Annotated in this window: 24 protein-coding genes; 23 read left to right on the top strand and 1 reads right to left on the bottom strand. The window is 26.8% G+C overall.

Annotation, left to right across the window (positions count from 1 at the left end; genetic code table 11):
* Nucleotides 1–103: 103 nt before the first annotated feature.
* The 16 genes from nspC to BQ5344_RS06815 all read left to right on the top strand — a co-directional run bounded on the left by nspC (nucleotide 104) and on the right by BQ5344_RS06815 (nucleotide 16054).
* Nucleotides 104–1291: a carboxynorspermidine decarboxylase gene (nspC, locus tag BQ5344_RS06740; RefSeq protein ID WP_083378218.1), complete on the top strand. Its 1188-nt coding sequence runs from the start codon at nucleotides 104–106 to the stop codon at nucleotides 1289–1291.
* A gap of 267 nt (nucleotides 1292–1558) precedes the next feature.
* On the top strand, nucleotides 1559–3547 hold the full coding sequence (locus tag BQ5344_RS06745) for a tetratricopeptide repeat protein (protein ID WP_071124672.1): 1989 nt from the start codon (nucleotides 1559–1561) through the stop codon (nucleotides 3545–3547).
* Nucleotides 3548–3549: 2 nt separating this feature from the next.
* Nucleotides 3550–4206, top strand: a complete 657-nt coding sequence (locus BQ5344_RS06750; RefSeq protein ID WP_071124673.1) for a hypothetical protein — start codon at nucleotides 3550–3552, stop codon at nucleotides 4204–4206.
* Nucleotides 4207–4241: 35 nt separating this feature from the next.
* On the top strand, nucleotides 4242–5207 hold the full coding sequence (locus tag BQ5344_RS06755; protein WP_071124674.1) for an N-acetylmuramoyl-L-alanine amidase: 966 nt from the start codon (nucleotides 4242–4244) through the stop codon (nucleotides 5205–5207).
* Nucleotides 5208–5279: 72 nt separating this feature from the next.
* A complete protein-coding gene (locus tag BQ5344_RS06760) occupies nucleotides 5280–6485 on the top strand; it encodes a pyridoxal phosphate-dependent aminotransferase (protein WP_071124675.1) in 1206 nt (401 codons plus the stop codon).
* A gap of 261 nt (nucleotides 6486–6746) precedes the next feature.
* Nucleotides 6747–7499, top strand: coding sequence for an epoxyqueuosine reductase QueH (locus BQ5344_RS06765; RefSeq protein WP_106394732.1), 753 nt, complete (start codon nucleotides 6747–6749; stop codon nucleotides 7497–7499).
* Between the two features lie 362 nt (nucleotides 7500–7861).
* A complete protein-coding gene (locus BQ5344_RS06770; protein ID WP_071124676.1) occupies nucleotides 7862–8407 on the top strand; it encodes a type III toxin-antitoxin system ToxN/AbiQ family toxin in 546 nt (181 codons plus the stop codon).
* 107 nt (nucleotides 8408–8514) lie between these two features.
* A complete protein-coding gene (locus BQ5344_RS06775; RefSeq protein ID WP_071124677.1) occupies nucleotides 8515–9201 on the top strand; it encodes a response regulator transcription factor in 687 nt (228 codons plus the stop codon).
* On the top strand, nucleotides 9194–10588 hold the full coding sequence (locus BQ5344_RS06780) for a HAMP domain-containing sensor histidine kinase (protein ID WP_071124678.1): 1395 nt from the start codon (nucleotides 9194–9196) through the stop codon (nucleotides 10586–10588). Before BQ5344_RS06775 ends, BQ5344_RS06780 begins: the two co-directional genes overlap by 8 nt.
* Nucleotides 10589–10649: 61 nt before the next feature.
* Nucleotides 10650–11381 (top strand): PepSY domain-containing protein, encoded by a 732-nt coding sequence (locus BQ5344_RS06785; protein WP_071124679.1) that lies wholly within the window; start codon nucleotides 10650–10652, stop codon nucleotides 11379–11381.
* Nucleotides 11382–11484: 103 nt separating this feature from the next.
* The gene (locus BQ5344_RS06790; RefSeq protein ID WP_071124680.1) at nucleotides 11485–12699 is read left to right on the top strand and encodes a hypothetical protein; all 1215 of its coding nucleotides are present in this window, start codon (nucleotides 11485–11487) and stop codon (nucleotides 12697–12699) included.
* A 277-nt stretch (nucleotides 12700–12976) separates the two neighbouring features.
* A complete protein-coding gene (locus BQ5344_RS06795; protein WP_071124681.1) occupies nucleotides 12977–13522 on the top strand; it encodes a hypothetical protein in 546 nt (181 codons plus the stop codon).
* A 50-nt stretch (nucleotides 13523–13572) separates the two neighbouring features.
* Nucleotides 13573–14190, top strand: coding sequence for a hypothetical protein (locus BQ5344_RS06800; protein WP_071124682.1), 618 nt, complete (start codon nucleotides 13573–13575; stop codon nucleotides 14188–14190).
* 28 nt (nucleotides 14191–14218) lie between these two features.
* Entirely contained in the window at nucleotides 14219–14701 is a 483-nt protein-coding gene (locus tag BQ5344_RS06805) for a hypothetical protein (protein WP_071124683.1), read from the top strand.
* Nucleotides 14702–14729: 28 nt separating this feature from the next.
* Nucleotides 14730–15311: a YqhG/Tai3 family protein gene (locus tag BQ5344_RS06810; RefSeq protein ID WP_071124684.1), complete on the top strand. Its 582-nt coding sequence runs from the start codon at nucleotides 14730–14732 to the stop codon at nucleotides 15309–15311.
* Nucleotides 15312–15472: 161 nt separating this feature from the next.
* Nucleotides 15473–16054 (top strand): YqhG/Tai3 family protein, encoded by a 582-nt coding sequence (locus BQ5344_RS06815; RefSeq protein ID WP_071124685.1) that lies wholly within the window; start codon nucleotides 15473–15475, stop codon nucleotides 16052–16054.
* Nucleotides 16055–16212: 158 nt separating this feature from the next.
* On the opposite strand, the gene ligA is transcribed toward BQ5344_RS06815, so the two are convergent.
* The gene (ligA, locus tag BQ5344_RS06820) at nucleotides 16213–18261 is read right to left on the bottom strand and encodes an NAD-dependent DNA ligase LigA (RefSeq protein WP_407936217.1); all 2049 of its coding nucleotides are present in this window, start codon (nucleotides 18259–18261) and stop codon (nucleotides 16213–16215) included.
* 451 nt (nucleotides 18262–18712) lie between these two features.
* On the opposite strand from ligA, the gene BQ5344_RS06825 reads away from it, so the two are divergent.
* The 7 genes from BQ5344_RS06825 (at nucleotide 18713) to BQ5344_RS06850 (ending at nucleotide 21580) form a co-directional block, all read left to right on the top strand.
* The gene (locus tag BQ5344_RS06825) at nucleotides 18713–19129 is read left to right on the top strand and encodes a hypothetical protein (RefSeq protein WP_083378265.1); all 417 of its coding nucleotides are present in this window, start codon (nucleotides 18713–18715) and stop codon (nucleotides 19127–19129) included.
* 1 nt (nucleotide 19130) lies between these two features.
* Entirely contained in the window at nucleotides 19131–19346 is a 216-nt protein-coding gene (locus BQ5344_RS06830; protein ID WP_071124687.1) for a hypothetical protein, read from the top strand.
* 8 nt (nucleotides 19347–19354) lie between these two features.
* Complete coding sequence (locus tag BQ5344_RS06835) at nucleotides 19355–19582, top strand: hypothetical protein (RefSeq protein WP_071124688.1); 228 nt, start codon at nucleotides 19355–19357, stop codon at nucleotides 19580–19582.
* Between the two features lie 201 nt (nucleotides 19583–19783).
* Entirely contained in the window at nucleotides 19784–19912 is a 129-nt protein-coding gene (locus tag BQ5344_RS12520; protein ID WP_268872972.1) for a hypothetical protein, read from the top strand.
* Between the two features lie 108 nt (nucleotides 19913–20020).
* Nucleotides 20021–20563 (top strand): hypothetical protein, encoded by a 543-nt coding sequence (locus BQ5344_RS06840; protein WP_071124689.1) that lies wholly within the window; start codon nucleotides 20021–20023, stop codon nucleotides 20561–20563.
* A gap of 159 nt (nucleotides 20564–20722) precedes the next feature.
* Nucleotides 20723–21031 carry a hypothetical protein gene (locus tag BQ5344_RS06845; protein WP_071124690.1) on the top strand — a complete coding sequence of 103 codons (309 nt, stop codon included), beginning with the start codon at nucleotides 20723–20725 and terminating at the stop codon, nucleotides 21029–21031.
* 36 nt (nucleotides 21032–21067) lie between these two features.
* Nucleotides 21068–21580 carry a hypothetical protein gene (locus BQ5344_RS06850; protein WP_071124691.1) on the top strand — a complete coding sequence of 171 codons (513 nt, stop codon included), beginning with the start codon at nucleotides 21068–21070 and terminating at the stop codon, nucleotides 21578–21580.
* The last annotated feature ends 38 nt before the right edge of the window (nucleotides 21581–21618 follow it).

Consider the following 21618-nt stretch of genomic DNA (forward strand, 5'->3'; position numbering starts at 1 on the left):
TAGATTTTGAGAAAAGTGTGATATAATAAGGAATAAATTTTAAATACATTTGAATTATAATATTGATAAGAGAAGTGTAAAGTATAAAAGGAGATGATAAAAAGTGTCAAAAAACAAATATCTTGATATGGATATAACAAACTTGCCAACACCAGCGTTTATAGTTGATGAAAGGCTGCTAAAAAGAAATCTTGAAACATTAAAAAGTGTAATTGATAGAACAGGATGTAAAATATTGCTTGCACAAAAAGGATTTTCGATGTTTTATTTCTATCCGTTAATTAGTGAATACTTAAATGGAACTACTGCAAGCTCCCTATTTGAGGCAAGACTTGGGTACGAGGAAATGGAGTTAAAAAATCCTAACAAAAAATTGGAAACTCATATTTTTAATCCGTCTTACAGGGAAGATGAGTTTGATGAAATAATGGAGATAACAAATCATATTGTTTTTAACTCTTTTAATCAATGGAAAAAATTTAAGAGTAGAGTAAGGGAATTTGAAGAAAAAAATGATAAAAAAATTAGCTGTGGACTTCGATTAAATCCAGAATTTTCAGAAGTTGAAACTGAGATTTATAATCCAGCGGGAAGATTTTCGAGATTCGGAGTAACACTTGAAAATTTTAAGGAAGATGAGCTTGAAGGATTGGATGGATTTCATTTTCACGCACTTTGTGAACAAAATTCGGATGCCCTTGAAAATGTATTAAAAATTTTTGAAGAAAAATTTGGAAAATATTTACATAATATGAAATGGATTAATTTCGGTGGAGGACATCACATTACAAGAGAAGATTATGATATTGAAAAACTTGTAAAATGTATAAATTATATAAAAGAAAAATATGATGTGGAAGTGTATTTGGAGCCAGGAGAAGCAGTTGCCTTGAATACAGGATTTTTAGTTTCAGAAGTTTTAGAGATTACAAAAAATGAGATGGATATATTGTTAATGGATACTTCAGCTTCATGCCATATGCCTGATGTAATCGAAATGCCATACCGTCCATTTATTTTCGGCTCAGGAATGCCAAATGAGAAGAAATATACTTATAGATTGGGAGGGCCTACTTGCCTTGCTGGAGATGTAATTGGAGATTATTCCTTTGATAATCCTGTAAAAGTGGGAGATAAGCTTATTTTTACTGATATGGCACATTACAGCATGGTGAAGACGAATACTTTCAATGGGATAAATTTGCCTGTGATTGCAGTTTATACAGAAAAAGGTGGAGTTGAGGTCATTAGAAAATTTGAATATGAAGACTTTAGGAATAGGTTATCTTAATCATTTTGTTTAAAAGAGTTAAATAATCAATATTTTGTGTAAATTTTTCAAAAAGTAATTTTTAATTTTTTCATCTTTACTCCGTTGTATTTTTATCTTATCTGTGATAAAATTAGTATAGTTGAAAATGGATAAGTTTTAATTTAAACCATATTTAAGTAAAGGATACAAGATAGAACTATTTTTATAAAAATTTATGTAAATATATTTTTAAAAATAGATTGAAAAAGAAATTGTGGCAAAAAGTTATTTTAGATAGGAGGATATATGGGGATTTTTGATTTTTTTAAATCTTCTGATAAGAGGAGAAATAAAAATAATGAAATAAATGAAAATAATATAAATACTAATGTTAATCAACCCAACCGTCAAATTAGAAGAGAAATTTACGATATTGTAAATAATGAATCAGAAGTTATGGAAAATAATAATTATTCAGATGATTTTAAGGAAATTTCTTATTACGATGAATTTGGAAAAGAATTTAAAATGCCTAAAAAGGACTGGCTTAATAAGAAATTATATCCAGCTGTAAGAAAAAACTGGAGTAATATGGACGGATTATATCCTATAATACAGGATGCTTTTTCAAAAGAAGTTTATCCTGAAATAAAAGAAGCTGTGTTAAGATTTTATGCGGCTGATGAAGATTTTGAAAGAAAACTAATTTTGCTTGGAACTTATCATGTGAGAACGGGAGCTTATCAAAATGCTGTTGAGCTTTATGAAAAAAATCTAAATATTAATAATATGACGGAAGGACTTTGTATAGCTTATGCTGAAGCATTGGAACTTTGTGGACGTGCTGCAGATTCTGAAAAAAAATATTATGAAGCATTAGAAATAAATCCAAATTCTGCAACAGCATTTAAAAAATATTTTGATATTGTGAAAAAAAGAAGCAGTAGCGAATATGAAAATAAAATGGAAAAATTGTCTGCAATAAGAGGAAACTGGCGAGCAAAAATGATGCAAGCGGTTGTTTATTTCAAAAAAGGCGATAAGGAAACTGGAAATTATTTTTTGATAACGGCTTTGAAAGAGTCTGGATATAATTCAGAAGTAATGTATATTACATCAAGTATTTATATTTTGAACGAGCTTTATGATGAATTTAAGCAATATGTATTGGCATATTATAATCCTGAAAATCATAATGCCCACACTGCTTTAAATGTACTAAAATATTATAAAGTAAAAGATATGTATAAAGAAGGACTAGAACTTTGTAAATTTACTTCAAAATTCCCTTGGATAGAGCATTACAAAAAATTTATGTACTACGAGGATTATTTTTGGAAGTTAAAAGTGAAGGCAGAAAATAAAGATAAACAAGAGAAAACAGCAAATCGATTTTTTTCAACAAATAAACCTCTTTGGTATTATGAATTTAACCATCCTGAATTTATGTTGAACCAAAATAGACGTGTAAAACCAAATATTCTTATTTTGACATTTACATCAATTGGAGAAAAATCAGAATTGGCTGAAAATCTTGCAATTTCTCTGCCTTTATATTTAAATGAAAATTTACATTATAAGACAAACTTAAATTATCAGTTGGCAATTGCCTATAATAATGAAAATCTTTTTGTATCTAAAAAACGTTACAGTACAGATTATATGAAACTAATAAGACAACAGAACAATAATTTAAATTTTGTATTGGCTGGGAATATTTTAAAAATGCCGAATGTTGAAAAATATGAAATTGAAATTTATTTATACGATACTTTTAATGAACAAAAGTCAAGTTTGATTAATAAAATTTATGATGAAAATACGATTTATAATGTTCAAAATGATTTATTAAAATCAGTAAGCAGTTTTTTTGAAAGAGATTTTGCGATAAAATATGAAAAAAATATGAATAACCTAGTTTTATTTTCACCAAAAATGAAATTTTTGATTCAAAGCAAAGTTCATAAGGAGCATCAATCGTGGCGATACAAAAAATTACTTTCTGATCAGATTGATGTGGTGCTTGAAGATAGAAATAATGACTTGAAGAAAATCAACTTGTTAGAACTTTTGTATGAAATAAAACAAACAAACAGTCAATTATTAAAATTTCAAAAACCAATTATTTATAGTATGAATATTCACGGAATATTTGAAACACAGACATTAAAAATACTTGCACCAATCATATTTAAAATATATGATGATGATGTTAATTTTCAAGCAAATATAGAAGCATTGAATATTACAGACTCAAATTATTTGAGCTGGATAAATAAATTTTCGGGAGAATAACTATGTTTTTTTATTATAAAAAAATATTGGCAATAATAGTATCATTCTTTTACATTTTTGTAAATTACAATTTCTATAATTCTATTTATCATGAATATACAAATGCCAAAATTTTTAATATAACATTATGGCTTGGAATTGTAGAAGTATTTTTCTGGATTATGTTGCTTTATTCGGTTTTTTATCTAGAAAACAAGAGTATTAGTAATGATTCAAATGGCAAAACTCCAGAAACTATTAAATTAGAAGAAAAAAAAGATATACGGGATTTATTAATCTGTTTTGCATTATTTTTAATAAGTTTAGTTTGTGTAAATATTTCACGTGTTATCTTACAAAGTTCTCCATATATGAATGATGTTGTTTCAACAGTGAATTCGTATGTTTTATTTTTTGGTGGAACAAGAGTTTTATTTATTTTTTCAGCAATAGTATTTGGTTTTATTGCATGGAGCAGAAGAAATATATTTTTACTTATCATATCATTATTAAATGGAGCAGTTTCAGTAATGATCTGGTTAGACTTTGATGGAAATATTACAGCTATTATAAGAATTATTATTGCTATTTTGGCAATCGGTTATTATATTCTTTTAAAGAACATTATAAAATACAGTTTTAAACAAACTGATAATCCACAACTTGAAAATGTTAAATAATTTAATGAAATAGAATATAAGGAGGACTAAGTATAATGAAAAAAAATATAACAAAATTATTATTACTAACGTCAATTTTGTCAATTGGAAGTATTATGAATGCTCATAATAAAGATGTTTCGAATGATGTAAAAAAACCGCCAATAAATATACGTATTGATGAAAATGGACAAGTAATGAAAGATCAGACAGGTAATAATAACAGTAGTAGAAATAATAACAATCAGTCTGGAAGAGGTGGCACACAAACAATTAAAAATTCAGCAGGTTCAATAACAGTTGATTCTTCTTACACTTCAACAGGACAAAATTATAGACAAAGATTTATAATTTTACATTATACAGCGATGAACAGAGAAGGGTCACTTAAAGCATTGACAACCAACGAAGTGAGTGCTCATTATTTAATATCAGATCAAAAAAATGATCCAGTATACTATTTAGTGGATGAAAATAAAAGAGCATGGCATGCTGGAGCAAGTGAGTGGAAAACCAGTAAAAATCTAAATGATAGTTCAATTGGAATTGAAATTGTTAATAATGGAAATGTAAGTGGAAATTTCGAGCCATTTAGAGATTTTCAAATTAAGGAAGTTGCTGTTCTTGTAAAATATTTAGCGGATAAATATGAAATTCCTGCAACGAATATTTTGGGACATTCAGATATTGCTCCTCAAAGAAAGCCTGATCCAGGTCCATTATTTCCATGGGAAGAATTGTATAGAAAACATAACATAGGAATGTGGTATGATAATGATAAAAAATCATTTTACGAAACTGAATATTCAAGTACTTGGAATACATTACCAGCTGCCACTGTACAAGCAGAATTTAATAAATTTGGATATACAATTAGTACAACAGGAAAATGGGACGAGCAAACTAAAAATGTAATAAAAGTATTCCAATATCATTTTAGACCGTCTAAGTATGATGGAAAACTTGATTTGGAAACTTATGCGATCTTAAAAGCATTAAATGATAAATATAATAGTAAATAATTAATCAAGGGGTAATTTAGCCCTTTTTAAAAATTAAATTTTAGAAAATTACATGAGGAAGGAAATTACAATATGAAAAAATTTTCAAAAAGAGTTTTAGACATGCACTATTCACCAATTAGAAAATTAGTGCCATATATTGATGAAGCAAATAGATCTGGTGTGAAAGTATATCAATTACATATAGGGCAGCCTGATGTAGAAACGCCAGATACATTCTTTGAAGGATTAAATAACTATAAGGAAAAAATCGTTAAATATACAAATTCGGCAGGGATCATTGAATTGAGGGAATCATTTTCAAAATCTTATGCAAAAGTTGGAATTGATATTTTGCCTGAAGATATATTGATTACTCAAGGTGGAAGCGAGGCTATTCAAATTACATTGCAAACTATTTGTAATCCAGGAGATGAAGTTTTAGTCCCAGAACCATATTATACAAATTATGACAGTTTTTTGAGAATTGCCGACGCAAAGTTAGTTCCAATTGAAACATCTATTGAAAATCATTATCACTTGCCAGAAAGAGAAGAAATTGAAAAATTAATTACTCCAAAAACAAAGGCAATAATGTTTTCAAATCCAAGCAATCCTACTGGAATTGTTTTCAAAACAGAAGAAATGGAGTTAATTAGGGATATTGCAATAAAACATGATTTATATATTATTACTGATGAAGTTTATAGACAGTTTATTTATGATGAAGAAATTGAGAAAAGTTATCAGTCGTTTATGTCAATAAAAGAAATTGAAGATAGAGTGATTTTAGTTGACAGTATTTCAAAACACTATAGTGCATGTGGGGCAAGAATAGGAGTTATTGCTTCTAAAAATAAAGACTTTTTAGCACAAGCGCTAAAATTCTGTCAAGCGAGACTATCAGTATCGACAATTGAGCAATATGCAAGTACAAACTTAATTAATACGTTGGATACTTACATTGACAATACAAAATTAGAATACAAAGTAAGACGTGATATGATTTATAATAATATCATAAAAATACCAGGAGTTGTAACATATAAGCCAAGCAGTGCATTATACTTAATTGCAGAACTTCCAGTAGATGATATTGAAAAATTTGCAATCTGGCTATTGACTGAATTTAGATATGAAAACCAAACATTATCGTTTGCACCAGGGCCTGGATTTTATACAACGCCAGGAAAAGGTACAAAGGAAGCTAGATTTTCGTTTTGTACACATAACTTGATTGAAATTGAAAATGGAATGAAAGTGTTGAAAAAGGCACTGGAAGAGTATAATAAAAAATAGTTTTTAAAATTTTAGTAGACTTGTTTAATAATTCAAAACGCTTGATTATGTAGACAAGTCTAATTTTATAATATTGTAGAGAAAGTAAAATTATGATTATTTAATACTATTTCCCATTTAAATAGTAAAAATCATGAAATCCATAGAATTAAAGCATTTTTTGACAAGACTATTAAATTAATTATTATAGAATTTTATTACTATTTTTTAAATGGGGTTTAGTATAAATATATAAAAAAATTTGGGAGAGAAAATAATTTAATGAAAAATATTGGAAATATTGAACAATTGGAAAGTACAAAAAATACGGAAAGTTATATTGAAAGGGATATAAAAAATGCAAAGGAAATTCTGGAAAGAATGAATCCTAATCAGAAAATTAATTATCATACGATTTTGACAAAACTGATTTCAGATTGGAAAAACAAGGATATTCGTCCTAAAATATTGATTCATAGTTGCTGTGCGCCTTGCAGTACTTATACGCTGGAATTTTTAACGCAATATGCAGACGTGACCGTTCTGTTTGCAAATAATAACATTCATCCAAAGGCAGAATATATGAAAAGAGCCTTGGTACAGGAGGAATTTATTAAGAAGTTCAACGAGCGTACTGGAAATAATGTTGGATTTATTGAAGATGAATATAAGCCGATGGTCTTTTATAAAGCTGTGAAAGGGCTGGAAAAGGAGAAGGAAGGTGGAGCAAGATGTACTGCCTGTTTTCAGATGAGGCTTGACATTGTGGCAAAAAAGGCTCAGGAATTGGGGTTTGACTATTTTGGAAGCGCCTTGACGTTAAGTCCGCATAAGAACAGCCAGCTGATAAACACGTTGGGACTCGAAATTCAGGAAATTTTTGATGTAAAATATCTGCCATCTGACTTTAAGAAAAATAACGGATACAAACGTTCAGTTGATATGTGTGCAGAATATGATGTGTATAGGCAATGTTACTGTGGATGCGTATTTGCCGCGATGGATCAGGGGATTGATTTGAATGAGTATAAATAGAAGTTAGAAGATATTAAAAAACTGATTTGTTAGAAAATTATAAAAAAATTAAAAATTTGCCTTGAAAAATAAACGAGAATAAGATATAATATACTTGAAAAGGATTAATAAAAGTTAGGTATTAAAAAGTTAGACATGAAGGAGTGAGTAAACCTAAGTCTTCCTGGTTCAGTCAGGTATTAAAAAGTTAGGTCATAATAGGAGCGAGCAAGTCTGAGTCTTCCTGGTTCAGTCAGGTATTAAAAAGTTAGACCCTAAAGGAGCGAGTAGTCTAAGTCTTCCTGATTTATTAGTCATTAATTTAAAGTATTTTTTAGGCGATATTGTTGTGTATCGCCTTTTTAAATGAAAGGGGAAATTAGATGAATGAAAAGGATAAATTATATTTTATAACATTAACGTCAAATTATTTAAAATATTTAGGGATTTATGAAAATAAAGTTTCATTAAAAGCAAACAGACCATTTATAGGAATAGTTTTTAAGGTAAATAACAAAGAGTATTTTGCACCATTATCTTCTCCAAAAGAAAAACATAAAAGAATGAAAACTAATATAGATTTTTTCAAAATAGATAAAGGTAACTTAGGAATTATTAATTTTAACAATATGATACCTGTTATCAATAATGATATATGTAGAAATAAATTGGATTTAGAAATGCTAAGTAAGAGTTTAAATACAGATGACATAAAATATTTTAGATTATTAAAAAATCAATTGAAATATTGTGAAAAAAATAAAAATATTATACTTGCAAAAGCTGAAAAAATATATAATATTTTTACAAAAAATCTTGAGAAATTAAGTGAATCGCAGAAAAAAATGTATAGAAGAGTAAATAACTTTAAAGTGCTGGAGCATGCTTCAAAAGAATTTGAGAATGAATACATAACAGAATCACTTTAAAATCAAATTTAGAAAACAATTAATTTAATAGGATGATATTAAATAAATTTTGAATAAATAAAAAATATTTAATTGGAAACAAAATAATGAGAACGAGGATTTGGAAAATGAGAATTTTGATAGTAGAAGACGAGAGAATGATAAATGACATTATAGCTAGAACGCTAAGAAAAGAGAATTATAGTGTTGATAGTTGTTTTGATGGGCAAGAGGCGTTAGATTATATTTTTTCTGCAGAATATGATGTGCTGATACTAGATATAATGCTTCCTAAATTAGATGGGTTTGAAGTGTTGAAGAGAATACGGAATAAGGGAATACAGACTCCTGTATTGTTCCTTACTGCGAGAGAAAGTGTTCAGGATAGAGTAAAAGGGCTGGATTATGGAGCTGATGATTATTTGATAAAGCCATTTGATTTTGAAGAACTGCTTGCACGTATCCGTGTAATTCTTAGAAAAAATAGCATAAAGTCTGATTCAGTAGGAAATGTTTTTAAGATAGCCAATCTTACGGTTGACTGCAATATGCATACTGTATTCAGGGATGAAAAGAAAATAAAGTTGTCTCCAAAAGAATTTTCAATATTAGAATATATGATAAGAAACAAAAAAAGAGTTATTTCAAAAGAAAAAATTGAGCAGCATATTTATGATTTTGACTCTGAAATAAACAGTAATGTAATAGAAGTGCATATAAGGCTTTTAAGAAAAAAAATTGATACAGATTTTACGCCTAAATTAATTCACACTATAAGAGGTGTAGGATATGTCTTGAAGGAAGAAAATGAATAATAAGATTAATTATAATAAAAAAAGAATTTCAATAAAAACAAAAATTACGTTATGGTATACAAGCATGATAATTATAATTGTGTTGTGCTTTTTGGGAGCCATGTTCTATATCAGTTCTATTGCTGTGAAAAATTCTGTTTATAAAAGGCTTGAAACAACAGTAGAGAAAATCAATAAGAGCATTGAACTTGAAAATGGGGAGTTAATAATTGACAATAATCTTAGCGTAATAACCGATGATATTTTTATTTCAATTTATGATAAAAATCTTAACTTTATATACGGAAACACAGATATTGATTTAGAAGTTTCTCAAAATTCTGATGAAAGCAATAAAGTAAAAATAGTAAAACAGAAAAATTCAAATTCAAAATGGTACGTTTATGATATAAGGAAAAATTTTATCGGACACGGAGAAATATTAATTAGGGGAATTACACCTTTTTCCAGCCTTGAAAAAAATATAGAACTAATTATTTTAATATTTATTGTTATATTTCCATTTTTAATATTTGTTTCAGTTTTAAGTGGAAAATTTATAACAAAAAAATCCTTTAGTCCAATTGAGCAAATAGTTAAAACAGTTAATAAGATTTCAAAGGGAGATGATTTGTCTCAAAGGATTAATTTGCAAAATGGGGAAAGAGAAATTTATGATTTAGCAGAAACTTTTGACCAGATGTTTAATCGTTTGCAGGAGGCATTTGATAGAGAGGCTCAGTTTACATCGGATGTTGCTCATGAATTAAGGACTCCACTTTCAGCAATTCGTATGCAAAGTGAATATAGTTTGAAATATTTGAACTTAAATGAAGAATCAAAAGATATATTAAAAAATATTTTAGAAAAATCCAAAAAGATGTCAAGTTTAATTTCTGAATTGCTTATGCTTGCCAGAATGGATAAAAAAAATCAAAAACTTAATATCAAGAATGAGAATTTGAATGAAATTATTCAGTTAGTTATTGAAGTTGAAAGCAATTATGCTAAAGAAAAAAATATTAAAATTATTTACGATGAGAAAAATGATATTTTTGCAGATGTTGACAAGGATATGCTTACACGAGTTTTTATAAACCTTATTTCAAATGCAATTACTTATGGGAATGAAAATGGAATGATAACAATAACTTTAGACAAAATAAAAAATTCAGATAAAATACAATGTAAAATTATTGATGACGGAATTGGAATTTCAAGTGAACATATTAATAAAATATGGAATCGCTTTTATCAGGTTGATTCTTCCCGTTCCAGTGATAATTCAGGACTTGGGCTTTCTATTGTAAAATGGATAATTGAAGAGCATAAAGGGACAATTATGGTAGAAAGTGAGTTGGGGAAAGGAACTGTTTTTACTTTTTACTTACCTGAAAAAATTTTGTAACCTGACTAAGTAGGTTATTTTGATTAATATAATATATTTTTATTTATAGAAAGGGAAAAAAATGAAAATACTAGAAAAAAGAATGACACCATTTTTAATTTTAGCAATGTTGTCTGCTTCAGCTGACATAAATTTGTATTCTGCAGAAATAACGACTGTAACAATAAGAAACAATAGAGTGAGAATAAATTTGGAAAGAGCCAAAAAAATTGTTTTTGAACATTCTAAAATACATTCAAATAATGCAAAATTGACAAAACTTATTTTAGAAAAAGAAAATAAAAAATATGTTTATGCAATTGAATTTTATTATAAAAATAAAAGATATAGATATAATGTTGATGCAAATACAGGAAAAGTAATCACATATAGTTCTACTGAAAGACTTATATCTGATTCTCGTTGGGGAGTTGGAAAAGATATAACATTCCAAGCGAAAAATGCACCAGCAGCAGCACCGTCACCAGCACCAATAGAACAAAGGACTGAACCTGATGCATATGCTGATATGCAGAGTAAATTAGAATTTAGCAAAAGAATAACTGAGGAAGAAAGTTATGACAGAGCTAAATACAACTTCAGTAGGAAAGAAAAAAATGTGGAAATTATCATTTTAGAGCAATTGAAGAAAAATGTTTATGACGATCTGAATAATGCTTCATTTGAAGAAATTATACTTGTAAATGCTGAAAAATCAATCTATAAGGGTACAATAAAAGCCAATTATATAGAGTATAATTTTAAAATTAATTTGTCAACAGGTGAAATTCTAAAATGGAAATTGAAAAAATAAAATCTAAAAAAGTAAAAATTTTCAGTTAAATTTAAGGTTAATTTGCTAAGATATACTTGAATCTTTTTAAATTTAAACATATCATAATATTTAAGGTAGATTTATGATAAGAAAGCAGGGAATTATTATGAAGAAGAAAGCAAGAATTTTATTAGCATTGGTTGTGGCAGGATTAACACTTTATGTTACAAATGGATTTTCTGTACCAGCAATAGAAAAGGATTATATTTGTCCAATAGGAAAAGAGAAGTTTAGAAGCATTGATTATTCGCCACAATGTCCGACTAATAAATTTGTAATGTTCAAGAATGAATTTACAAAAGAAGAATTGGAAAAATATAAAAAAATAATAAACTCAAAAGAGTATAAGGCTATTCCTAAAAATTTGCCTAAAGAATATTATTTAGGAAGATTTTATGAAATGGCAGGAGGATTTTCAGATAAGGAAATAGGTGAAACGTATTACAAAGCGTATAGAGCACAAATTAATTGGAATTTTGAAAATACTAATACTTTAAAGGAAAGTTTGGAAAAAGGGATAAGTTATCTTGAAAAATCTTTGCCTATGGAAAATGAAAGTGAATTTCCTTGGAGTTTAGCTTATTTATATATTAGTAACAAAGAATTTGGTAAAGCAAATGCCTTAGTGGAAAAACAGGATAAGAACATTCATTTGGAAAGAATAGCAAATTTTTACTACACTCTCTCTGATATAGAAAAATCTCAAATAAACTATTATGGTTATGACTATATGGATTTTAATAAGGAAAGTATTGATAAAAAAACAAAAAAAGAATTTAGAGAAAAAGCGTTGTATTACTTACAGGATGCTATTAAGAAAAATAAAGAACGTTATTCAGAGAAAGAACTTTTCAGACTGGTAGATTTATACAAATCTTTAGGAAATGAAAAGGCAATTGACGAGATATTTTCTAAAGCACCATCAGAATACTGGAGTTCAATTGTGTCATATTATTTAGACGAGCCTATAAGAAGTATTGGTGATGTCTATGATGAAAAAAATTTAGCAACAGAAAATGATTTGAAAAAAGCACTAAGCTATGCTGACAAATTAGTAAAAATGATTTCTAAAAATAATGGTGCTGATAAAATTCAATATAATCTATCTATAATTTTAAAAGCTGAAACTGAGCGTCGTTTAGGAAAATTTGAAGAAGCATCAAAAACTTTAAGTAAAATAAATATAACGGATATAAAAGATACTATTTACAGATATGATTTTGAAAGACTTAAGGAACTGACAGAGAAAAAAGATAGTAGTGTAAGAGAATACACTCCGTTACCAATTATGTATTAGTGTTATAAATCATAATAAAAACACTAAATTATCATAAACAAACTTAGGAGTAATAAAAAAACTGTATTTGAAATTTTCTTGATTTACAATTTTTTTATTGTATAGTAAAACTTCTTTAAAATAGTACTCAAAAGCTACGACTATTTTTTAAATTTATATAATTTTTAGTAGTTCAATTTTAAATACGCTCAAGTATAATTTAATTTTTTTAAAAATTTTCAGTTAATTTTAAGGTTCATTTGTTAAAATAGATTTATCAAAGGGAAAGGAGAAAAACATGAAAAAATTAGTTTTAACAGGATTACTTGTATTAAGTGCAATGGCATTTGCAGCAAAAATTACTACAACAGGAAAAAGCTGGGAGAAAATTGAAAAAGAAAATAAAGTTCCCGAACAGGAAATCAGTATAATGAATTTTAGCTGGTTGGATAAAAAAGATGGTGTAGAGGGTGTATATAACACATATAGCTTTAAAATAGGGAAATTAGAATCTGCTAAAAATAATAACTTTTATCTATCATCATATTATGATGAAAAACCTGAAAATGGTCTTCCGTTAGTATCAGATTTTAATAATATCAAAAATTTAAATGGTTTTACCATTAAAGAAAGTCTTGATGAAAATTCTGAAGCTTATGTTTCATATTATAAAATAAGAAAAACAGCTGTAAAAGGAATTTATTATATAGACAACTATATTGGTCAAGATGGGAAAAAACATCCTAAATTGTACTTTGGATTTGATGAAAAAACTAAAAAGGTTGTAATTACTGATAAAAATGGTAATATAAAGAATGTATTGGAATATTATCCAGCAGGTTAATTATAAAATTAATATTTAAAAAAAATATAAACGAAAGCAAGGGATAAAAAATGCTAAAAAAAATAGGAATAGCAATGTTAATTATAGCAAGTTTAGGAATTGCGGCTACAACAAATGAATCAAAACAAATTAAATTCCATAAAACATTTAAAGAAAGTAATCAGGTAAATAAAAACTTAAGCAATGAAGATAAAGAAATAATAAATATAGCAATAAACTTTGCAAATGAATATATACAATTAAAAAACCCTGATGAGTTCGATAAATGGTTTGCAAAAGCTCCAATTACAGAAAAATTTAGAAAGGAATATTTTAGAAAAGAAAAATATATAGATTTAAAGGAAAAAGAATTGTATGCAGTAACAAGTGAATCACCTAAAGAAAAATTAACTCCTGCTGAAAAGAAATTTTTAAAAGAAAATAATGATATATATTCCTATTATCAATACGATCCTTTATTGGGATTAGGAATAGGAGATTTAGTACAGGAAAGTGAATTTCTACTGAAAGAATATAATCCTAAATCTAAAATAGTCCGTTTAAAAGATAAGTATGAGGAAGAATTTGTTATTGATGGTAGAAAAGGTTATTTAGGTGGAACAGAAATAGTATTAAAACTTGTAAAACAAAATGGAAAATGGTTAATTGATGAATCAAAAATAAAATAATTAAAAAAAAAATAAAGGAGAACTAATTATGAAAAAAATGTTATTATTTATGATGTTGCTATTATCAGCAATAGTATTTGGAGAAAAAGTTACAAATAAAATTAATTTTGAAATTTCTCCAAAAGAATTGAGAAATATTGTGAAAAGTGAACCGTTGTCAAATTCACACGATAATGGTAGTTATGCTGTTTATTATTATGCAAATGTAGAGGATCCGTTAGGTGTAAAAAGACAATTTAACAGTTTTGCTTTTTCTGAAAATAAGTTGTATTCGACAATTTTTGATTCAGTAACAACAGATGAGGAACATGCAAAAATAATTGAAGCTTATAAAAAAAATATAAATAAGATTTCTAAAGAAAAAATGAATATAAAAGAGCGTAAAGGAGCTTTATTATTATATAATTCAAAAAAAATAATTGAAATATATAGAGTAGTAGACCATACATTTATAAATGTTGCTCTTTATAGTGCTGGGAAATTAAACAATAGTTTGAAAAATTATGAATAAATATAAAAAATGAAAGCGAGTGATAAAAATGTTAAAAAAAGTAGGAATAGCTATGTTAATAGTAGCAAGTTTAGGAATGGCGGTTACAAGAAATAAATCAAAAGTAGGTAAAGTTCAAAAAACAGTTAAAGAAAGTAATCAGGTAAATACAAAATTAAGTAGTGAGGATAAAGAAGCGATAAATACAGCAATAAACTTTATGAATGAATATATAGAAATTAGAGATCCTGATGAGCTTGATAAATGGCTTGCAAAAGCTCCAATTACAGAAAAATTCAGAAAAGAATACCGAAGAAGAGAAAAATATATAGAATTAAGTCAAAAATCACTTGAAGGAAAATTAACTCCTGCTGATGAGAAATTTTTAAAAGAAAATGACGATATTCATTATGAGTATGATGCCTTATTAGGAGCAGGAATAATAGATATAAGAGAAGAAAGTGGATTTCAATTGAAAAAATATGATTCTAAGTCTAAAACAGTTTATTTAAAAGATAAATACGAAGAAGATTTTGTTGTTGATGGTAGAAAAGGTCATCAAGGTGGAACAGAGATAACATTAAAACTTGTAAAACAAAATGGAAAATGGTTAATTGATGACTCAAAATAAATTGGACAAAGAAACAAATGAGATAGTGAAGTAATATATTCATTGAAATATATAGAGCAGTAGACCATACATTTATAAATGTTTCTCTTTATAGTGCTGGAAAATTAAATAATAGTTTGAAAAATTATGATAAATATAAAAAATAAAAGCGAGTGATAAAAATGTTAAAAAAAATAGGAATAGCTATGTTGATCGTAGCAAGTTTAGGAATGTCAGTTACAAGAAATAAATCAAAAGTAGGTAAAGTTCAAAAAACAGTTAAAGAAAGTAATCAGGCAAATACAAAATTAAGTAGTGAGGATAAAGAAGCGATAAATACAGCAATAAACTTTATGAATGAATATATAGAAATTAGAGATCCTGATGAACTTGATAAATGGCTTGCAAAAGCTCCAATTACAGAAAAATTCAGAAAAGAATACAGAAGAAGAGAAAAATATATAGAATTAAGTCAAAAATCACTTGAAGGGAAATTAACTCCTGCTGATGAGAAATTTTTAAAAGAAAATGATGATATTAATTATGACTATGACCCTTTATTAGGATCAGGAATAATGGATATAAGAGAAGAAAGTGGATTTCAATTGAAAAAATATGATTCTAAGTCTAAAACAGTTTATTTAAAAGATAAATACGAAGAAGATTTTGTTGTTGATGGTAGAAAAGGTCATCAAGGTGGAACAGAGATAACATTAAAACTTGTAAAACAAAATGGAAAATGGTTAATTGATGACTCAAAATAAATTAGACAAAGAAACGAATGATATAATAAAATAACAATTCATTGAAATAAAAATAGGGATTACTGTAATTTAAAGAAATCCCTATTTTTTTATAAATAAAATTTATTAAACCTATTGAATTTATTTAACATTGAAAGTGTTCGGTGATATGTTAAAAATTAAATTTCCAAAAATTCCTTCTCAAATTCATCTTCCGTAAGCACCCGAACGCCCAATTTTTCAGCTTTTTCCAGTTTACTTCCAGCCTTTTCCCCAGCGATTAGAAAATCTAGATTTTTTGAAACTGCTGACAGATAATTTCCGCCTTTGGACAGGATAATATCTTTTATGTCGTTTCGTTTGTATTTTTGTAGTTTTCCAGTTGCAAGGAAGTTTTTGTCTTTTATTGGATTATCTGCTATTTCTTCTGAATTAGTTTCATCAACAGCAAATTGCAATCCAATATTTTTTAAATCTGTGATAATTTTCCAATTATTTTCATCATTTAAGAAAGTATTTACAGCAACTGCCACTTTATCGCCAATACCTTTTACAGCCAGTAAATTTTTGATTGACTGATTTTTCAGATTTTCAATATTTTTAAAAGTTTTTGTTAAAAGGTTCGCATTGAATTTTCCAACAAAAGGAATTCCAAGTGCGTAGAGAACTTTTGAAAAATCACGATTTTTACTGGACTCAATGTTATTTATTAAGTTATCTACACTTTTTTGTCCCATTTTTTCCAGATTTTCCAATTCTTCACGGTATTTTTTCAACGAATAAATATCGACTATTGTTTTTATTTTTCCTAATTCAATAAATTTTTCGACAATTTTGTCACCAAGTCCAGAAATATTCATTGCATCACGAGAAACGAAATAGGCAATTTGGCGTTTAACTTTTTCGGGGCAAAGTGGATTGTGGCATTTTAAGGCGACAAGTCCTTCTTCGTGTGCAAGCTCGCTATTGCAGACAGGACAATTTGTTGGCTCCTGAATTTCAATTTCTTGTCCAGTCCTATCGTCAAACACAACATTTACAACTTGCGGAATAATTTCTGCCGCCTTTTCTACAATAACATTATCGCCAATTTTTATATCTTTTCTGCGAATTTCATCAAAGTTGTGTAAACTTGCCCTTTTCACAACAGAACCTGATAAATTCACGGCTTCAAGTTCAGCAACAGGAGTAATTACACCAGTTCTTCCAACTTGAAAAGTTACGTCCATTAATTTAGTCTTTACTTGTTCAGCAGGAAATTTGTAAGCAATTGCCCATCGTGGGCTTTTAGTTGTGTAGCCAAGTGTTTCGTAAAGTGCAAAATTATTTACTTTTATAACAAGCCCATCTGTTTCATAATCAAGTTTTTTCCTGTCGTTATGCCATTTTTCGATAGATTTTTCCAATTCTTTAAAATCAGTATATTTCTCAAATATTTTTGTTGTTTTAAATCCAAGTTTTTCAATATATTCAATACTTTCCAAATGAGTATTTATTCCGTAATTTTCAGCATTTACAAGATAATAGAGATAGCAGTCAAGCCCACGTTCTGCAACAATTGTCTTATCAAGCTGTCTTATTGTCCCTGAAGCCGCATTTCTAGGATTTGCAAAAATATCTTCACCATCATCTTCCCGTTCTTGATTTATTCGGTTAAAGCTTGAAATTGGCAAGATAATTTCTCCACGAACTTCCAACGAAATATTCTCCTTCAATTTTTTAGGAATAGTTGTAATTTCCATAATATTTTCAGTCACATCTTCCCCAACTTGCCCATCTCCCCGTGTTACAGCCTGAATAAGCGCTCCATTTTCATAAATCAAGCTTATACTAAGCCCATCCAGTTTCAGTTCCAGAATATACTCTAGTTCCTTTGAATGCTCCTTAACATTTTCAGATAAAATAATTTTTTTGATTCTTTTATCAAAATCCTCAATTTCAGAAATATTATAAGTATTCGACAGACTAAGCATAGGTACCCGATGTCGTACTTTTGAAAATTTTTCGCTCGCAGTACCCCCAATTTTTTCAGTAGGCGAACTTTCTCCATTTTTTTCATTTTTCAGTAATTCTGGATATTCCTGCTCAAGCTGTTTTAATTCACGCATTAAAGCGTCGTATTCCATATCCGAAATAAGAGGCTTGTCCTCATTATAATAAAGATTGTTATGATATTCGATTTCATTTCTCAATTTTGTATATTTTTCTTGAACATTAGAAAAACTCATATTTTTTTCATTATCTATATTTTCATTTTCGTTATTTTTTTCTTGATTAAATAAATTCACGATTGCTCCTTTTATAAAATTTGTTTTGTAAATTATATCATTTTTTTTATGATATGAAAAGTTTTTGGAGCAATTAAATCAGAGCTTGAATCCCAAATATTGACAAATTGTGAATGGTACAATATAATAATTTTATTAAGAATAATATAGTGATTTTTTACTTTTTTCAGAAGAAGTTAAAAAAAATTGATTTGTATTTTTTTGTTATAAATTTATAAATTAAAAAAATATAAAAATATTAAAAAAAGATTACAAAATTGTATTAAAATGAACTGGAGAAAAAGAATAGGATTTGGTATTGGAAAATACTGGAATTGAGTATATCGGAAAATTTAAATGGTGTTTTTGGAGAAATGTATAGAAACTGAAAGTGAAAGAAGGATTGGTAAATATGAAAGATCAAAATAATATGGAAATATTGGAGATTAACATTATTAATAATGGAAAAATAGAAAAAAATAAACTATTTTTATCAGAAATTGAAGATGAAATTAATTTAAAAATAGAAATTGAAAGAACAATATACTTTTCAAAAAGTGATAATATCTTTGATTCTGTTGTAGAATTGCGAAAAAAATTAGAATTAAATAACATTTATTTACTTTGTAATGCTTCGGTTATTAATGTTTATCCTTCTGGAATGCAAAAAGAATTTGGAGGGACAAAGGCGTATAAATTACAAATGGGAAAACAAGCTACTTTATCTGATGTAGTAGATATTTTTGATTACGATAGTGAATTAAAAATTGGCAGTGTTAAGGAACAAGAAGAATTTTTTGAAAGTTGGATAGAAAGTTTCAGAAAATAAAATGAAAAAAATTATTGTATTATTATTAATTATATTAGTTATATTAGTTATATTTATTTATTTTAATAATTCAAGAGAAGTAAAAAAAGAAGGATTTTACTCAATTTCATTTTTTTATTCTGATAATAAAGAAAAAATTTTTGAAGTTGAAGATATTGAAATTGATTATTTTAAAAATATTATTATAAAGTTAAAAAAATTGGTGAAATTATTGTAAATGAAAGATTGGGAATTGATAGTTTAAAAGGTGCTAAGTTTATTAATGTCAATAAAAAAGAATTTATTTATTCAATAGATAAAGAAATAACCGATATTTTAGGTTCCAAAAACGAAAAATATAAAATTACCACATCTATCTATATGGAAAAAGGATTTGATTTAGAATTTGTAATAGAAAATGAAGGTAAAACAGCTACAATAAAAAAAGAAATTTCAGTTGCTTATAATGAATAATAATTAATATTTTTTATTAATGATTATTCCATATATGAAATTTATTATAGAACAATAGGTCAAGAGCATTATGATATATTAAAAAATACAGGTAATTTAAAAGGAACAGGAGAAACGTCAATATCACCTAATTTAGGATTTACAGATAGTTATGATGGTATTCAACTGAAATTTTATACAAAGCAAGGAACTATAAATGAAATGGAAAAAATAGGAATAAGATCAGAAGGTAATGTTGTTAAAGATAAATATCCTAATATGCCAATGCCTGAAAAAAGTTCTGGCTGGGGATATAAATTTGTGCGTTTTAAAGAAAAAAAAATAAAATAACAGGAGAAAAACAAATAAATATTCAACTTGGAAAAGAAAAAGGAAAAGGGGTAGAAATATTTAATCAAAATCTTAAAGAATACGAAGTAATAAAGGAGAATAAATAAAATGGATTTAAAAAGTGAAATTACAATTAGCGAAGTATTTGAATTAATAAATGATTATTGGAATAAAAGAATAACAAAAAAAGAGTTTCTTAATAAATTTTCCTTTACAAAGGAAAAGAAAATTGAATTATTAAAAAAAAGTTTTGAACAAGCATTTTTTCAAAAGTCTGAAGACAAAATAGATGATTTAGTTAGTACAGTTATATTTTTTAAATTAGAAGTAGAATTTGCTGATATTTTATGTAGATTATCAAAAGAAGAATGGCATAACGAACATGAAACAATAGCTTCAATTTTTCAATGGATACATTTACTCCAAACAATAGACTGTATATACGAACTAGCAACTTCAAATTTTGAAAAATATCGTTGGGATGATAATTTTGCATTAGTGAGAAAATGCTGTTTTGCTTTGGGAGATATTAATACTCCTAAGGCGAAAGAGAAATTGGAATTGTTATTACAGAGTGAAGAAGAGACTATAAGAGAACATGCAATGGAGCAGTTAAAGAGATGTGATTTTACAAATAAGGATGTAGAATGAAAGGATTGAGTATGTGAAAAATATTTATGTAACACTAGATAACGAATTTAACTTTATAAAAGGTAGAAATTATTAGAAAGTGGTGAAGTAATTTATGAATATAGAAACCTATAAAAAAGCAAAAAAATATTTTTACATTATAATGGGAGTTATTTTTATATGCAAAGAGAACAATATCTTGAACAATATATGAAATTTAATATTTCAAAAAAAGAAGAAAGAAAATGGTTAAAAGAAAAAGTAGAGAAAATACTATCAACAATAAGTAAAGTGAAGAATATAAACTTAAAATATGATAAATACTGGGATATTCTATATATATTAACTAAAACTTTAGAAGATAATTATCTTTTAGATAAAACAATAAGTATGTTTGAAAAAGATTTAAAATATCTAGATATATTTTCAATTAGCATGATATTGGAAATGATGCCAAGTGACATTAAATCATTTCATAAACTGAAATAAAATTGTAAAAGAAAATATTTTGAGGAGTACATTGTTATGAAAAAATATTTAGTAGAAAAAATTCTTAAAGTCGACGGAATTGAAAGATTTGTATTAGTAAAAGATACATCAGATAATAAAAAATTAAAGATGTATTTTTTATCAGATATGGAAGATTATGTAGAAACCTTTGAAAATATGAAAGATATAAAAAAAGGAGATATATTAGAAGGAAGATTGTTAATTGTTTTTGTATGTGAAAGCATAAAAATAAACAATAAAAAAAATGAACAAAGCTCACGTTCTTTTTCTTTTAAATCATTGGTTAATAAATCTAATAAAATATCATATGAACAACCTATAAAAAATTCATCTTATATTGAAGCGATAGTAGAAGTATATAGAGTAATAGATGAATATTCTATATATGTAAAATCAGATATTTCTGACAGAAAAATATTAATAGATTTTGAAAGTAGGATAAGCTATAATAAAGGTGATATGATTTATGTAGAAGGAGAATTAAAAATAGACGATTTTAAAGTTATTAAGAACTCAAAAAAGGTGTAAAAGTAATAATGTATGATGGGAAAATACAATCTATGATG

Source organism: Leptotrichia massiliensis (assembly GCF_900104625.1).
Classification (GTDB): domain Bacteria; phylum Fusobacteriota; class Fusobacteriia; order Fusobacteriales; family Leptotrichiaceae; genus Leptotrichia; species Leptotrichia massiliensis.

Excerpts from the sequence above, each read along its gene's own strand:
- BQ5344_RS06755 (WP_071124674.1), top strand. The coding sequence starts at position 4,242 with ATGAAAAAAAATATAACAAAATTATTATTACTAACGTCAATTTTGTCA.
- BQ5344_RS06810 (WP_071124684.1), top strand. The coding sequence starts at position 14,730 with ATGTTAAAAAAAGTAGGAATAGCTATGTTAATAGTAGCAAGTTTAGGA.
- BQ5344_RS06795 (WP_071124681.1), top strand. The coding sequence starts at position 12,977 with ATGAAAAAATTAGTTTTAACAGGATTACTTGTATTAAGTGCAATGGCA.
- BQ5344_RS06790 (WP_071124680.1), top strand. The coding sequence starts at position 11,485 with ATGATAAGAAAGCAGGGAATTATTATGAAGAAGAAAGCAAGAATTTTA.
- BQ5344_RS06845 (WP_071124690.1), top strand. The coding sequence starts at position 20,723 with ATGCAAAGAGAACAATATCTTGAACAATATATGAAATTTAATATTTCA.
- BQ5344_RS06815 (WP_071124685.1), top strand. The coding sequence starts at position 15,473 with ATGTTAAAAAAAATAGGAATAGCTATGTTGATCGTAGCAAGTTTAGGA.
- BQ5344_RS06850 (WP_071124691.1), top strand. The coding sequence starts at position 21,068 with ATGAAAAAATATTTAGTAGAAAAAATTCTTAAAGTCGACGGAATTGAA.
- BQ5344_RS06760 (WP_071124675.1), top strand. The coding sequence starts at position 5,280 with ATGAAAAAATTTTCAAAAAGAGTTTTAGACATGCACTATTCACCAATT.
- BQ5344_RS06785 (WP_071124679.1), top strand. The coding sequence starts at position 10,650 with ATGAAAATACTAGAAAAAAGAATGACACCATTTTTAATTTTAGCAATG.
- BQ5344_RS06830 (WP_071124687.1), top strand. The coding sequence starts at position 19,131 with ATGAAAAAAATTATTGTATTATTATTAATTATATTAGTTATATTAGTT.
- BQ5344_RS06805 (WP_071124683.1), top strand. The coding sequence starts at position 14,219 with ATGAAAAAAATGTTATTATTTATGATGTTGCTATTATCAGCAATAGTA.
- BQ5344_RS06825 (WP_083378265.1), top strand. The coding sequence starts at position 18,713 with ATGAAAGATCAAAATAATATGGAAATATTGGAGATTAACATTATTAAT.
- BQ5344_RS06800 (WP_071124682.1), top strand. The coding sequence starts at position 13,573 with ATGCTAAAAAAAATAGGAATAGCAATGTTAATTATAGCAAGTTTAGGA.
- BQ5344_RS06840 (WP_071124689.1), top strand. The coding sequence starts at position 20,021 with ATGGATTTAAAAAGTGAAATTACAATTAGCGAAGTATTTGAATTAATA.
- BQ5344_RS06765 (WP_106394732.1), top strand. The coding sequence starts at position 6,747 with ATGAAAAATATTGGAAATATTGAACAATTGGAAAGTACAAAAAATACG.
- ligA (WP_407936217.1), bottom strand. The coding sequence starts at position 18,261 with ATGAGTTTTTCTAATGTTCAAGAAAAATATACAAAATTGAGAAATGAA.
- BQ5344_RS06775 (WP_071124677.1), top strand. The coding sequence starts at position 8,515 with ATGAGAATTTTGATAGTAGAAGACGAGAGAATGATAAATGACATTATA.
- BQ5344_RS06780 (WP_071124678.1), top strand. The coding sequence starts at position 9,194 with ATGAATAATAAGATTAATTATAATAAAAAAAGAATTTCAATAAAAACA.
- BQ5344_RS06745 (WP_071124672.1), top strand. The coding sequence starts at position 1,559 with ATGGGGATTTTTGATTTTTTTAAATCTTCTGATAAGAGGAGAAATAAA.
- BQ5344_RS06770 (WP_071124676.1), top strand. The coding sequence starts at position 7,862 with ATGAATGAAAAGGATAAATTATATTTTATAACATTAACGTCAAATTAT.
- BQ5344_RS12520 (WP_268872972.1), top strand. The coding sequence starts at position 19,784 with ATGGAAAAAATAGGAATAAGATCAGAAGGTAATGTTGTTAAAGATAAA.
- BQ5344_RS06750 (WP_071124673.1), top strand. The coding sequence starts at position 3,550 with ATGTTTTTTTATTATAAAAAAATATTGGCAATAATAGTATCATTCTTT.